The organism is Ereboglobus sp. PH5-10 (assembly GCF_029504735.1).
GTDB lineage: Bacteria > Verrucomicrobiota > Verrucomicrobiia > Opitutales > Opitutaceae > Ereboglobus.
This window is the reverse complement of record NZ_JAQFIP010000006.1, coordinates 109,202-122,628: the sequence shown is the minus strand read 5'-3', so window position 1 is coordinate 122,628 and position 13,427 is coordinate 109,202. Positions and strand designations below refer to the sequence as shown.

Genomic DNA, 13,427 nt, shown 5'->3' with positions numbered 1-13,427 from the left:
ACGCGGCGGCGTTGCCGCCGCTAATGAAAAATGAATAATGAAGAATGTATAATGGGAGCGGACTCATGTGTGTAATCGCGTGCTCGGCTTGTTCATTCCACATTATACATTTTTAATTATACATTAGGCGGCGGGCGCCGAGTCAGTTGCCGCCGCCGCGCTCGGGCGGAGTTGCGGAAACAGAATGACGTCGCGGATGCTGTCCGCCGCGGTGAGGAGGATGCAGAGGCGGTCGATGCCGATGCCCATGCCGCCGGCGGGCGGCATGCCGTGCTCGAGCGCGAGGAGGAAATCGTTGTCCACTTTTTGCTGCTCGCCGCCGGCCTGCGCCTCGAACATCGCGCGCTGCACGTCGGGGTCGTTTTGCTCGCTGTAGGCGGGCGCGACTTCCATGCCGCCGATGGTCAGCTCGAACACGTCGATCACGCCCGGGTCCTCGAGATTTATTTTCGCGAGCGGGCAAAGCTCCTTCGGCAGATGCGTGACGAAGGTCGGCTGGATGAGCGTGTGCTCGATTTTCTTGGAGAAAATTTCGTTGGTGATTTCGAAGTCCTCCCACGCCGGGTCGACGAAGAGGTCGATGCTTTTGCAGTAGGCGATTTTTTCGTCCTTCGCGCGGCCGAACCAGTTCGCGTCGCCGGTGAATTGCGTGATGAGGTCCTTGTAGCGCACCTCGCGCCACTCGCCGGCGAAGTTGATGTCGTGCGTGTTGCCGTCCTTGTCGGTGAACTTGATCGTGTCCGAGCCGATCACGTCGCGGCAAAGCCCCTGGAACAAATCGCGCACGAGCGTCATCATGCCGCGGTAGTCGCTGTAGGCCTGGTAGACTTCGAGCATGGTGAACTCGGGGTTGTGCTTGCGGTCCATGCCCTCGTTGCGGAAGTTGCGCCCGAGCTCGAACACGCGGTCGTAGCCGCCGACGAGCATGCGCTTCAAATAAAGCTCCAGCGAGATACGCAGCACGAAGTCGATGTTGAGCGCGTTGAGGTGCGTCTCGAACGGACGCGCCGCCGCGCCGCCCGCCACGCCCTGCAAGATCGGCGTCTCGACCTCGATGAATTTGCGGTCCTCAAGAAAACGGCGGACATACGAGATGATGCGCGAGCGCTGCATGAGGCGTTTGCGCGACTCGGCGTTGACGATCAAATCGAGGTAACGCTGGCGGTAAACCTGCTCGTCGTTTGTGAGGCCGTGCCATTTTTCGGGCAACGGGCGCAGCGCCTTCGACACGAGCGTGTAGCTCTCGACGCGCACGGTGATCTCGCCGGCCTTCGTCTTGAAGAGCGTGCCCGTGACGCCGATGAAATCGCCGAAGTCGAGTTTCTTGAACGCGGCGTAGGCGTCCACGCCGAGCACGTCGCGCTTCACATAAAGTTGAATCTGCCCCTGCTGGTCGAGGATCTTGACGAACCCGCTGCCGCCCTGAATGCGAAAGGTGACGAGCCGGCCCGCGACGGAAAGCCGCACGGCGTTGTCCTCGCCCTCGACGTAACATTTTTTGGCGTCGTCAGAAAAATGCGTCTGTTCGCAATTGGCGCGAAACGGATCGAAACCCGCCGCGCGCAAGTCGGCGAGTTTTTGCCGGCGCACGGCAACCTGGTCGTGGGAAATGTCTGTCGGAGTGTCGCTCATGGATGAAAACGCAAACGGTGACGCCCGCCGCGCGCTTGGGCAATGGGAAATTGATCGGCGCGGACGCCCGGAATGATTCGGACGCAACACCGAGCCGGGAACCGTTGGCCAGGCGCGGTTTGTCAAAATAGTATGAAATATTTGTTTCATTTTTATCAAATCCGCGCGCGTTGCCTAATGCACTTGATATTGCGTGTGATGAAACAATTTTTTTCCCGCTGGTGTTTGATATTGCGCGCTCCGGATCACCAAACGGGCCTTAAAACCTTGATGGTGTTTCGCAACACGGCGGGCGGAGAGGCGCGAGGTCGGGCGGCGGCATATTCTAAAAAAACCCATGACCACCACAAAACTCTATGTAGGAAATCTTCCGTTCGCCACCATGGCGCACGAAGTGCAGGACCTGTTTTCACAGGTCGGCGCAGTATCGGCTGTCGATCTGATATGCGACAAGATCACCGGACGCTCGCGCGGATTCGCGTTTGTCAACATGGCCTCGCCCGAGGACGCGCGCACCGCGATCGAGCGCTTCAACGGCCACGAACTGGGCGGGCGGGCGCTCTCCGTCAGCGAGGCGCGCCCGAAGGAGGTGCGCCAGCGCATTTTTGCCGGCGGCGGCAGCGAACGATCCTGGCAGCGCTAGGCGCAATCCCGTTTTTTGATAGTGTCTATCGGTTGAATCGGTTGAAAAAGGGCGCGCATTGAGCGCGCCCTTTTTTTGCGTTCGCTTGGGGCGGCACGACAAAAAATGCGGCAAATGATTTGCCATGCCCAAGGAGGCATGGCGCATATTTTGCTTTCCAGCGGGAGATTGTTGGCACTTTATGCGCAGTCACTCATTCGCACAACAAACTCTTTCCCACATGGACGCCGCCGATAATCCCAAGCGCAGCCGGATGCTTGTGACGCAGTTCAAGCAGTCGCAAATCTATCGGGACTACGCGCAAGCGTTTCGCGACGCGACGGGGCTGCCTTTGAGCCTGCGGCCGGTCGAGTCGTTTGACTTGCAGCACGCAAACGATCCGAGGCAAAACCCGTTTTGCGCGCTCATGGCCCAATCGAACCACTCGTGCTCGGCATGCCTGCAACTGCAGCGCGAAGTCGAGCAGCAGGCGCAGCGCGAGCCGGCCACATTAAAATGTTTCGCCGGGCTTTATGACTCGGCGGTGCCGGTCCGCGCGGGTGAAAACGTGCTGGCTTTTTTGCAGACCGGGCAGGTGTTTTTCCAAAAACCGCTGGCGGGGCAGTTCGACCGGGTCGCGCGGCAACTCGCAAAATGGGGCGTAGAAATCGACGCGAAACCCGCCGCCGCCGCGTATTACCAAAGCCGCGTGGTCTCCAAAAAACAATACGACGCAATCCTGCGGCTGCTCGCGGTTTTTGCGCAGCATCTCGCCGCGATCAGCAACCGGCTCATGGTGCAGGAGGAGCACGCCGAGTCGCCCGTCATCACGCGGGCGCGCAACTTCATCCACGAGCACCAGGACGACGACCTCACGCTCGCGCAAGTGGCGCATTCGGTGAACACAAGCGCGTTTTATTTTTGCAAGATGTTCAAGAAGTCCACGGGCATGACGTTCACCGACTACCTGGCGCGTGTGCGCGTGGAAAAGGTGAAAAACCTGCTGCTCAATCCGCACAAACGCGTGAGCGAGGCGGCGTTCGAGGCGGGCTTCCAGTCGCTTTCGCAATTCAACCGCGTGTTTCGCAAACTCGAGGGCTGCTCGCCCACAAACTATCGCGGCCAGCTGCACCCGACGATTCCGGCGCGTTGAAACAAGCGCGGAACGTCCCATGAAACCACAGGATGACAGGCCGCCCGACCCCCGCAACTTGGCCTTGAACCCGCGCCGGTTCGCATTGTCCAATGCGGTGTTTTTTCAACCCACTTCAACGCATTAACACGCGCTTTTTCTGAAATCGAAACCTCCACATTTTGCCGGGCGGATTTGCCGCGGATGCCTCCGCTGGGCTGGCACGATTGCGCTCTGGGCGTTGTGGCTGGCGCTGGCGGCGCTGCTTCTTGCGCAGGCGCGCATCGCGACCGCCGATGAAATCACGATTCCCGACGCGGTGCTGCGCAGGGTCGAGCAACGGCTGGCGGAGCACGGGCTGCGCCTCACATTCGGCGCGATCCATTGCGATTCGTCGGGGCATGTGGTGGCGCGCGACTTGAAGCTGTTCTCCAGCTTGCATCCCGACCCGGTGCTCACGGCAAACGCGGTGCGATTCGAAATAAACCTCCCCACGCTGCTGCTGCACAACATCGCGCCCCGCCTCGCCGGGCGCATCGACGGCGCGAGCCTTCGCGTGCCCGCGATGCTCTCGAACGACGGCACCAACGCCGCCGCGGTTGACAGGATAAACGCGGAGGTGGAGCTCAAGTCGTCCGTGCTTTCCATCAAGAACCTGTCGGCGCGCGCCGGCAACCTGGCCGTGCTCTGCCGCGGCGAGCTGGTGATCCCAAAAACGCGCGCCAAAAAACGCGGCGCCGCGGAAGCGCTCTCGGACGCAATCGCCTCCTACCTCAAAACCGTGCGCGCACTCAACGCATGGACGCAGCGGCTTGACGCGCTCGACAACCCGGTGCTCGACATAACATTCACTCCCGACGCGAAGCAAATCGCCTCCGCCCGCGTCGAGCTCATGTGCGGAGGCCTGCACCCGGGCGACATCGGACGGGCGGACGCGGACGCCTCCATTTTTTCCGCCTCAAAAATCGAGCTCGGCCCGCTGCTCGCGCGCGCAACCGTGGACGTGGGCGGCCTGGTTTCAACTCCGCGAGCCCGCGATTTTAGCGTCCAGCTTTCAACCGCAAGCGCGGCGATCGGAAACACCATGCGCGCGCGCAACGCGCGCCTGCGGCTCACCATGCCGATGGCCGACATCCTTTCCCCCGCCAGCCGGAAATCCATGGCGTCGGGCGTTCCGCCTGTTGTGAACCTGTCGCTGGCCTGCTCGGCGGAATCGCTCGCGGCCCGCGGCATCACCGCGCGCTCGTTCACGGCGCGAGCGGACGGGCGCCTCCCGCAAACGCTGCGGGCAAGCATCACGACGCGGGTGCTGGGGGAGCCGGTCGCGTTTGAAACGGAGGTTGATTTTGCAGAAAAGAAAGCGGACGCGCGCATCAGCACCCGCGCGACGCCGCTGCACATCGCCGCGATCTCCCGCGAGGTGAATTACGACCTTGGCGAAATCCTGAAACCCGCGCGCCCGATCGAAATCGACGCCGCGGCGCGGCTTGGCGCGGGATGGCGTTTCGCGGGCGCGCGCGGCGCGCTCGACATCGGGCCGATAAATGCCGACAACGTGGCGGTGGATCGCGCGCGCGGCACGTTTGCGTATGATCACGCAAAGCGGGTGATCGTCTTTTCGCCCGCGTCGGCGGCGGTCGGGGAGAGTTTTGCGCGCGGGAGTTTTGAAACGAATTTCAAGACGCTCGACTTCCGCTTCCTGCTGACCGGCAGGCTGCGCCCGTCCGCGATCAACGGCTGGTTTGGCAAATGGTGGCCGAGCATTTGGAATGATTTCACCTTCAACGACCCGCCGCCCCACGGCGACGTGGATGTGCGCGGAAATTGGAAAAACACGAGCCTGGCGCGCGTGTTTGTCTTCGCGGACGCCACCGGCTTCACCTACGAAAAAGTCGCGGTCGACCATGCGCTGCTCACGCTTTTCGTGAGGCCCGATTATTGCGACGCGCTCGATCTTTTCGCGCGGCGTGGCAACGGTTACGCGCGCGGCACATTCACCCACCAAAGTGTCGATCCCGGCGATCGCACACTGCTGACCGTGTTCGACTTCAAGGGTGAAAACATCGACCCGGTCGCCGTGGCGCCGGCAATTTCGCCCGCCTTGGTGGACGGCCTCTCGCCGGTGCGTTTCGAGAAGCCGCCGGCACGACTGCGCGCCGCCGGGCGCATTGACGGCCCGGCCGCGCCGCGCGGCGAGCACACGCTGATCGACGTGGAAGTGGAGGGCGACGGCGCGTTCAGCTACGAGCAAATTCCCCTCACAAGCCTCTCCGCAAGCCTGCGCGTCCGTGACGACGCCCTTACCATCGACCGGCTGCGCACGCAATTCGCCGGCGGACACCTCACCCTCAAGGCGCAGGTCTCCGGCGCGGACAACGCGCGACGCCTCGGCTTCGACATGAATCTCAACGGCGCGAGTTTCGGGCGGGCGTTCCAAATGGTTGAGGAAATATCGGCTCGCAAACGCGGCGTGGCCGCGCCGCCGGACGAGCACTACAACCAGCCCGCGAACGCCCAGATGGATCTTCGTTTTTCAGCCGATGGCTTTTTGAGCGACAGCCTCAGCTTCAAGGGCAACGGAAGCGCGGAGGTTTCCGGCGCCGAACTCGTTAATATCAACATTTTCGGCGAGCTCTCGCAGGCGTTGCGCGATGTCAAGGTGCTCAACTTCACGTCGCTTAACCTCACGGACGGCCAGTTCAACTTCACCCTCGACGGACGGCGGGTCGTCATTCCCGAGGCCGTGCTCACGGGGCAAAAGGCGCATGTGAAACTGAACGGCGAATACACACTCGACACCCGCTTCGCCAACCTCACCGCCAAGGTTTATCCGCTTTCTGAAAGCAGGGGAATCATCGGCAAGGGGCTCGGTTTTCTGCTCGTGCCGGTCACGCACCTGACCGAGCTGCGGCTGACCGGCTCGCTCGACGCGCCGAAATGGCGTTTCAGCTACGGCCCGACAAGCATCCTGCGCGCGCTCATCGGCAAGAGCGGCGACACCGAATCGCTCGAGCAGGAGCACGCAAAAAAATCCAAGGCTGCCGACGACCAAGAAAAGCCGTCCGCCACGCCCGAGCCCCAACCTTTGTCAATGGAAACACCCGCCGAAACCCCGGAGCCTCCGGCAGCCAAGGAATAACGCCCCAAAAAACCACTACCCCAACCACGCGATCACAAACCGGTCGCGTTTCGTCAAGTCCTGGCGCGATTCGCTTCGCGCAAAACCCGCATCCGCGCACGCGGCGAGAAGCGCGGCGTGCTGGGCGATTCCCGTTTCGAGCGCAAGCACGCCGCCGGGCTTGAGAAACGCCGGCGCACCCGAAATGATTTTCAGCAAATCCGCGCATCCGTCGTCCTCCGCCACGAGCGCGGAATGCGGCTCGAACTGCCTCACCTCGGGCTCCGTTTCGGCGATTTCCTCCCGCGTCAAATAAGGCGGGTTTGAAACAATCAAATCAAACTTCTCGCCGGCGGGAACCGCGCCAAACCAGTCCGATTTTAAAAATGAAACACGCGCGTCCAGGCTGAGCGCGGCGGCGTTTTCACGCGCGAGCGCAAGCGCGTCATCACTCGCATCCGCGGCAAGCACGCGCGCATCGGGGCGCGCCTTTGCCAGCGCGAGCGCGAGCGCGCCCGTGCCTGTTCCCAAATCGAGGATGTTTTCCGCCGTCGCCGCGGTTTCCGGGCGCGCGGCACCCGCCGCCTCGAGCGCGATTTCGAACAGTAATTCCGTCTCGGGACGCGGGATCAGCGCGCGCCCGTCCACCTTGAGCCTGATGCCGCCCCACTCCACTTCGCCCGTGATGTATTGCAAGGGCTCGCGCGCCGCGCGCCGCCGCACAAGCGCGCGCATTTTTTCCAGCTCCGCCTCGGTCAGCAGCCGCTCAAATTGCAAATAAAGCTGCATGCGCCTCAATCCAAGCGAGTGCCCGATCAACAATTCCGCGTCGAGGCGCGCGGACTCGATTCCCTTGGTGGCAAAAAAATCGGTCGTCTTTTTGATGATTTCGAGAACTGAGAGCATGGAACGCGCGCAGCATGGGTGAATGTGCGCTCCGTAGTCAACGGAGCACGAAGACGGCCGGTGCGATTTAAGGCAGCTTAAATGAAACTGTGTCCGCGGCGGGCGCGCCGGGTTTTTTGAACGCCAACCGCCCTGCCAAAAAGCCAAAAGGCCGGCTGCCGCGCTTACGGCTGCGGCAGCACGCTGGCGTGCTCGGCGCGCAGGGCGCTGATTTTTGTGGCGCGGTTGTGCGCCTTTTCCTCGCCATCTGGGCTTTCCACGGTGTCGAGGATGTAGAGATAGCGCTGGTCGCCCGAGGGGCGCGAGGTGCAGACGACGTGACGCCCGTCAGGCAGCCACGAGGGTTCGAGGAAATCGCCCCTGATCACCGCGCCGGTGGATGTTTTCGGCGTGATGAAGCGCGTCTTTTTTGTCGAAAGATCATACACGCCGATGCAGAAGGCGCCGTTCCGCCTGGCGGTGAACACGATAAGGTTCGGGTTTGCCTGGCTCCAATCGGGCTCGGCGCTGTAGCTCGCGCCGGTCTTGATGCGCTCGGGCGTGCCACCGCCGGCGGGCATAATGTAGAGCTGCGGGCTGGAACCGTAGGCCATCGCAAACACGATGCGCTGGCCGTCGGGCGAGAAGCAGGGCGAGGATTTGGCGTCGGGCGAATTCAGGATGGACCTGGGTTTGGCGCGGCCGTCCGGCGTGCCGATGTAGAGGCCGTGAGTGTCGTTGGTGTGGCCGATCACGAAGACAACGCGCGAGCCGTCGGGGCTGTAACGGGCGCCCATGTTGGTGCCCTTGTAATCGGCATAGGTGGTCCAGCGGCCGGAGCGCAAATCGAGTTGGAAGAGATCGGGCGAGTTGCTCCTGAAAAGGCTCGTGTAGAGAATGCGGGAGCCGTCGGGCGACCAGCGAGGCATGAGGATGCTGGCGCGCTGGTTGGTGACGGCGCGCGCTTCGTTGAGAAAAAGGTCGCTGACGTAGATTTCGTCCTTGCCGGTGTTGTTGCTGACGAAGGCGAGCCGGGAGGTGAAGTAGCCGCTGGTGCCGCTGGTGTTTTTCACAGCGGCGTCGGCGGCGCGGTAGAGGGCGTCGCGCGCATCCGCGCCGCCGGCGGTGACAGTGGTGATGGTGGGCGAGCCTTTTTTGGCAATATCGACGCGAACCTGCGTGGCCGAGACGGGCGAGAAAGTGAGCGTGAAATCGCCGCCGCTGGTGACGCGCGAATAGCGGCCGTGCGACTCGAAGGCCTTGTGCGCGTAGGCGGCGAGTTGCGTGTCGCCCGCGATCACGATGGGCACCGTGTTTTTTTGGAGCGTGTCGAGATCGTAAACAGTGACGGGCTGGCCGCCGGTTTTTTGCGCGAAGGCGGGTGTCGCGGCGGTTGCGAGGATGAGAAGGGAAAGTGCGAAGTTATGTTTCATGGAAAAAGTGTGTTGCCCCGGGAGGCGTTGTTGCAGCCCATTTCTATTTACTGGCTGGGCGTCATTAACAATGTCAAAACAGTCGAAATCGCCAAAAAATTATTCACATTTCCCAACGTGACCTCCGACTCAATCAAAGAAGTTCTCAAACAAGTGAAATATCCCGGCTTCAGCCGCGACATCGTTTCGTTCGGGCTGGTGCGCGGCGCCGGTTTTGCGGATGGAGTCGCAAAGGTGTCGCTCGCGCTGACCACCTCCGACCCAAAAGTGGCGCAGTTTATCAAGACCGAGGTGGACAAATGCCTGCGCGCGCAGCCGGGCGTGAACGACACGCTCATCGAGGTTGAAATCGCGCCGCCCGCAAACGCCCCCGCGCAAGCCGCCGCCAGCGCGGCCCCGGCGGGCATCAGCCGCTCCATCGCCATCGCCTCCGGAAAAGGCGGCGTGGGCAAGTCGACTTTCTCGGTGAACCTCGCGTGCGCGATTGCGCAACTGCTCGCCGAGCGCGGGCGCGCGGGACGCGTGGGACTGATGGATTGCGACATTTACGGTCCGTCCGTGCCGCTGATGATGGGGATTTCGGGACGCCCGTATGTCGAGGACGACAACTTCATTATTCCCCTGGAAAACCACGGCGTGAAGGTGATGAGCATGGGTTTTCTGGTGGACGAAAACACGCCCGTTGTCTGGCGCGGCCCGATGATCATGAAAGCCGTGCAACAATTCGTGCAAAACGTGAAATGGGGTGAGCTCGACGTGCTCCTGGTCGACCTGCCGCCGGGCACGGGCGACGCGCAACTCTCCCTCGTGCAAACGCTGCCGCTCGACGGCGCGGTCATCGTGACCACGCCGCAACTCGCCGCGACCCAAGTGGCGCGCCGAGGCGGCCTGATGTTTCAAAAAGTGAACGTGCCCGTGCTCGGAGTCGCGGAAAACATGAGCTGGTTCACCGATCCGGCGGGGCTGCGGCACGAATTATTCGGCAGCGGCGGCGGCGCAAAAACGGCGGAGTCACTCGGCGCGCCACTGCTCGGGCAGGTGCCGATACAACCGGAAATTCGCGAAGGCGGCGACTTGGGCGCGCCAATTGTGGTGAGCGCGCCGCAAAGCGAAGCCGCGATGACATTCCGAAAAATCGGCACGGCGTTGCTGGGTTGAGGTGAATGTAGTCACCACGCGACCGAAGCTCCTTGATGGATAAAAGCGAATCGCTTGTGGCATGTGCAAAAGCCTGTGTCTTTTTATTTCAAGGCTCCCCTCAAAATCAACAATACTCAGCCCGTCCGCTTTGTGACATCGCAGGCTCGCAGGGGTTTATCCCAGTGTTTTTTCGATGATTTCGAGCGTGCGCGCGACGGCACCCTGGTTGCCGCGGTAGCATTCGGTTGAGGCGGTCATCATTTTTGCGCGCGCATCGGCGTCTCCAAGTATGCGCGCCGCCGTGACGCAAAGCTCCTTGCGATTATGCACAACCTTTGCCGCGCCGGCGTCGGTCAGCCGCCTCGCGATTTCGCGGAAGTTGCCCATGCCCGGGCCGAACAGGATCGCGCGGCCAAGCGCCGCCGCCTCGACAGGCGTCTGGCCTTCCGTGTGCGGGGGAAGGCTTTTGCCAACAAAAACCAGGTCGGCCAGTTGCGTGAATTTTCTCAACTCGCCCGTGGTGTCGCCCACCGCAATGTCAACCACGCCCGGCGCGGCGCCACGCGAGCGAAAATGCCAGGTCGGCGCGGTGTCTTCCCTGTCCGGGGTTGTCTGTTTTTGCAGCAGCGCCTCGACTTCGCCGCGACGTTCCATGTGGCGCGGCACGAGCAGCAATCGCGCCGCGATGCCCGCCGCGCGAATCGCACGCAGCGCCTCCAGCAGCGCATCCTCCTCGCCCGGCCATGTGGACGAGCCGAGCAGGATCAGTTCGTTTGCGTTCGCGCCGAGGCCAATCTCCGCGCGCAGTGACACGCGCTCCTCCGCGCTCATCAGCGGAATGGTCACATCCCATTTAATGTTGCCCGTCACCGTGACTTGCTCCGCCGTGAAGCCGAGTTCGCGGAAGCGTTCCGCGTCGATTTCCGAACACGCCAGCACGCGCGTGATGCCGCGCTGCATAAGGGGCATCGCCACCGCGCGCCATGCTTTCATTCGCGAGTAGCTGCGGTCCGAAAGGCGCGCGTTCACCGCCAGCACGGGCACGCCGCGCCGCCGCGCCTGCGCGATGTGCTCGGGCCAGCGCTCGCCCTCCATCAGGATCACCAAGTCGGGGCGCACGCGCCGCCATGCGCGCGCGGAAAATGCCCACCAGTCGAGCGGAAAATAGCCGGTGCCGATTGTGATGCCGGATTTTTCGCCGTAGCGGTCGAGGGCGATTTTGTGGCCCGTGCTCGTTGTGGTTGTCAGGTAAACCTCCACGTCGCCGCGCGCTTTCAACGCCTGAAGCAAGGGCGAGATCGCCTGCATTTCGCCGACGCTCACCGCCTGCAACCACACGCGTTTTTTGGCGGGGTTTTTGGGCGGCAGATTCACCGCGCCGAACCGTTGCGAGAAACCGCTTTTGTAACCGCCGCGCCGCCACATCCTCAGCAAATAATAAGGAAGCATGAAGAATAGCGCGGGAAAAAACAGTATGCGGTAAACCCAGATCATCGGTGGTTTTGACAGCGCCAAGACTCTTTTCCCGCGCACATGATGCAAGACAAAGTGCGCGGGCGGGTTTTGCGCGGAGTGTGATTAAAAGTGTGACCGGAAACACGACGTCATGTGTGGGGCGTGCGCGCCGAGAATCGTGGGCGTCGATTGAGAGAAACCCGCAACACGGCGGTTGGCAGATGTCGCTTGCGCTCGGTAACGGCGTTTCGAGCGGTTAGCGACAGTCTGCCAACCGCCCCACCCTCATTTCAGGCACACTTTTAATCTCACTCCGTTTGCGCAGTGCGCAATCCGCCGCGGCACCCGTTATTTTTTCAGTTCGCCGATTTCCTTACGGATAAAGAGCCGCTCGATGCAGCCGTTGAACGGGCGCGCGTTTTCGGCATTGAGCAGCTCAAGCGCGGTTTCGGTGTCGCGCTTCATGTAGCGGTAATATCCCGCGGCAAAAAAATGCGCCTCAGTGAGGAATGTTTCCTTTTCCTCGTCGCTGATTTTCATGCCGTTGATGGCGGCCAGGATTCTCTGCCAGTGGCCCTTGCCCCACCAGAGGCGCAGCATTTCCTCGTGATACGGAGTGGAGACGTTTGCCGTTTGGATCAGGGTCGTGATCGCGATGTCGGGGCGGAGTCCGTCGACCGAGCGGCTTTTGGCGGTGAGCCAGAGGCGCCAGAGCGTGGCGTAGTCGCCGTCCTTGCTCAGCATGGAAATGCGGGGCTGGATCTCAAAATCGCGGGTGAGTTGCGCGAGCGCCTTGTTGTAGTTTCCGAGAAGCGCGTAGTTGAGCGCCGAGTGCATCGGCGCATCCGTGCTGATGGCGCGCATGCCGGCATCCCCGTCCGACTTGGCGGGTTTTTCACCCTTCCTGATGCTCTTCGCGCGCTCGCCGCGCCATTCTTGGAATTTTCCGAGAAGGCTGTCGTATAACGCGCGCGCGGCCTGGTGCTCTTCGTTTGAGTCGAGAATAATCGCCTTGTTCACCTGCGCGCCCAGGTCGTCCGGCGCGAGCGCCTCGGCCTGCCGGATGACATCAAGCGCCTCGGCAGAGCGCCCGAGCCTGGCCAGTGCGAGCGATTTTTCATTGAGCGCGGCGAGCCTGGCCCCGTCGGTTTGCGCGTTTTTGAGTTGTTGCTCCGCTTGGGCGAGACCGGCCTCGTTCCGTTTTTCAAGGGCGGACTGGGCGGGCGAGGCGAGCTGCATCGCGAAAGCGGCAAGGGCGATGCAGGCGAGTTTTGCGGCGGGCATGCGGAGATTCATTGTGCTTGAGAAAGGAGGCGGGTGTTAAAGTGCCGAGATTTTTTCGGCGAAGGCGGCGCGGTCGGCGGCGTTGAAGAACGAGGTGCCGGCGACAAAAGTGTCGGCGCCTGCGGCGCGGCACTCGACGACGGTGTTGAGGTCGATGCCGCCGTCCACTTCGAGGCGGAAACCCAGGCCGCGTTCGCGGCGCCAGGTGTCGATTTGCGTGATTTTTGGAAGCACGTCGCGCCGGAAGCTTTGCCCGCCGAAACCGGGCTGCACGGTCATCGCAAGCACGAGGTCGACTTGCGCAAGCAGCGGCTCGATGGCGGTCGCGGGCGTGCCGGGGTTGAGAACGATTCCGCACTGGCAGCCGAGTTCGCGAATGCGCGCAAGCGTGCCGGCGTGGTCGTATTGCGGCTCGATGTGGATGCTGATGAGGTCGGCGCCGGCCTTGGCGAATGGCTCGATGTAGCGGTGAGGCTCGTCGAGCATCAGGTGCGTGTCGAAGAAGAGGCGCGAGTTTGGGCGAAGCGCCGCCACGGTTTGCGGGCCGAAGGAAAAGTTCGGCACGAAATGCCCGTCCATGATGTCGAGGTGAACCCACGCGAGCTCTTGCGGGCGGACGAGGTTTTCGACCACGGCGGTTCCCGCCGCGAGGTTTGCGTGGTCCGCCGCAAGGATCGACGGGGCGAGGATCGGTTTGTGCATGAGTGGAGGGAAGGGCTGAAAAAC

Annotated in this window: 10 protein-coding genes; 4 read left to right on the top strand and 6 right to left on the bottom strand. The window is 62.2% G+C overall.

The features are described 5' to 3' along the window. Window positions 1-123 precede the first annotated feature (123 nt). Entirely contained in the window at window positions 124-1,632 is a 1,509-nt protein-coding gene (lysS, locus tag M2447_RS06955) for a lysine--tRNA ligase (protein ID WP_277557958.1), read from the bottom strand. Between the two features lie 337 nt (window positions 1,633-1,969). On the opposite strand from lysS, the gene M2447_RS06950 reads away from it, so the two are divergent. From M2447_RS06950 to M2447_RS06940, 3 genes are all read left to right on the top strand, one after another. Continuing rightward, complete coding sequence (locus M2447_RS06950; RefSeq protein WP_277510329.1) at window positions 1,970-2,275, top strand: RNA-binding protein; 306 nt, start codon at window positions 1,970-1,972, stop codon at window positions 2,273-2,275. A gap of 220 nt (window positions 2,276-2,495) precedes the next feature. Then, a complete protein-coding gene (locus M2447_RS06945; RefSeq protein ID WP_277510328.1) occupies window positions 2,496-3,407 on the top strand; it encodes a helix-turn-helix domain-containing protein in 912 nt (303 codons plus the stop codon). A gap of 220 nt (window positions 3,408-3,627) precedes the next feature. Then, entirely contained in the window at window positions 3,628-6,525 is a 2,898-nt protein-coding gene (locus tag M2447_RS06940; protein ID WP_277557957.1) for an AsmA-like C-terminal region-containing protein, read from the top strand. Window positions 6,526-6,540: 15 nt separating this feature from the next. Here the strand turns inward: M2447_RS06940 and prmC are convergent, their stop codons facing one another. Beyond that, on the bottom strand, window positions 6,541-7,410 hold the full coding sequence (prmC, locus tag M2447_RS06935) for a peptide chain release factor N(5)-glutamine methyltransferase (RefSeq protein WP_277557956.1): 870 nt from the start codon (window positions 7,408-7,410) through the stop codon (window positions 6,541-6,543). Between the two features lie 164 nt (window positions 7,411-7,574). Further along, a complete protein-coding gene (locus M2447_RS06930; RefSeq protein WP_277557955.1) occupies window positions 7,575-8,822 on the bottom strand; it encodes a biopolymer transporter Tol in 1,248 nt (415 codons plus the stop codon). Window positions 8,823-8,939: 117 nt separating this feature from the next. Here M2447_RS06930 and M2447_RS06925 point away from each other — a divergent pair, with 117 nt between their 5' ends. Next, window positions 8,940-9,980, top strand: coding sequence for a P-loop NTPase (locus M2447_RS06925; RefSeq protein WP_277510323.1), 1,041 nt, complete (start codon window positions 8,940-8,942; stop codon window positions 9,978-9,980). Between the two features lie 156 nt (window positions 9,981-10,136). Here the strand turns inward: M2447_RS06925 and M2447_RS06920 are convergent, their stop codons facing one another. The 3 genes from M2447_RS06920 to rpe all read right to left on the bottom strand — a co-directional run bounded on the left by M2447_RS06920 (window position 10,137) and on the right by rpe (window position 13,403). Beyond that, the gene (locus M2447_RS06920; protein ID WP_277557954.1) at window positions 10,137-11,411 is read right to left on the bottom strand and encodes a glycosyltransferase N-terminal domain-containing protein; all 1,275 of its coding nucleotides are present in this window, start codon (window positions 11,409-11,411) and stop codon (window positions 10,137-10,139) included. A 354-nt stretch (window positions 11,412-11,765) separates the two neighbouring features. Further along, window positions 11,766-12,713, bottom strand: coding sequence for a hypothetical protein (locus tag M2447_RS06915; protein ID WP_277510321.1), 948 nt, complete (start codon window positions 12,711-12,713; stop codon window positions 11,766-11,768). A gap of 24 nt (window positions 12,714-12,737) precedes the next feature. Next, a complete protein-coding gene (rpe, locus tag M2447_RS06910) occupies window positions 12,738-13,403 on the bottom strand; it encodes a ribulose-phosphate 3-epimerase (protein ID WP_277510320.1) in 666 nt (221 codons plus the stop codon). Window positions 13,404-13,427 lie beyond the last annotated feature (24 nt).

Coding starts and splice junctions, on each gene's coding strand:
- lysS (WP_277557958.1), bottom strand. CDS start 1,632: ATGAGCGACACTCCGACAGACATTTCCCACGACCAGGTTGCCGTGCGC.
- M2447_RS06915 (WP_277510321.1), bottom strand. CDS start 12,713: ATGAATCTCCGCATGCCCGCCGCAAAACTCGCCTGCATCGCCCTTGCC.
- rpe (WP_277510320.1), bottom strand. CDS start 13,403: ATGCACAAACCGATCCTCGCCCCGTCGATCCTTGCGGCGGACCACGCA.
- M2447_RS06945 (WP_277510328.1), top strand. CDS start 2,496: ATGGACGCCGCCGATAATCCCAAGCGCAGCCGGATGCTTGTGACGCAG.
- prmC (WP_277557956.1), bottom strand. CDS start 7,410: ATGCTCTCAGTTCTCGAAATCATCAAAAAGACGACCGATTTTTTTGCC.
- M2447_RS06920 (WP_277557954.1), bottom strand. CDS start 11,411: ATGCTTCCTTATTATTTGCTGAGGATGTGGCGGCGCGGCGGTTACAAA.
- M2447_RS06930 (WP_277557955.1), bottom strand. CDS start 8,822: ATGAAACATAACTTCGCACTTTCCCTTCTCATCCTCGCAACCGCCGCG.
- M2447_RS06950 (WP_277510329.1), top strand. CDS start 1,970: ATGACCACCACAAAACTCTATGTAGGAAATCTTCCGTTCGCCACCATG.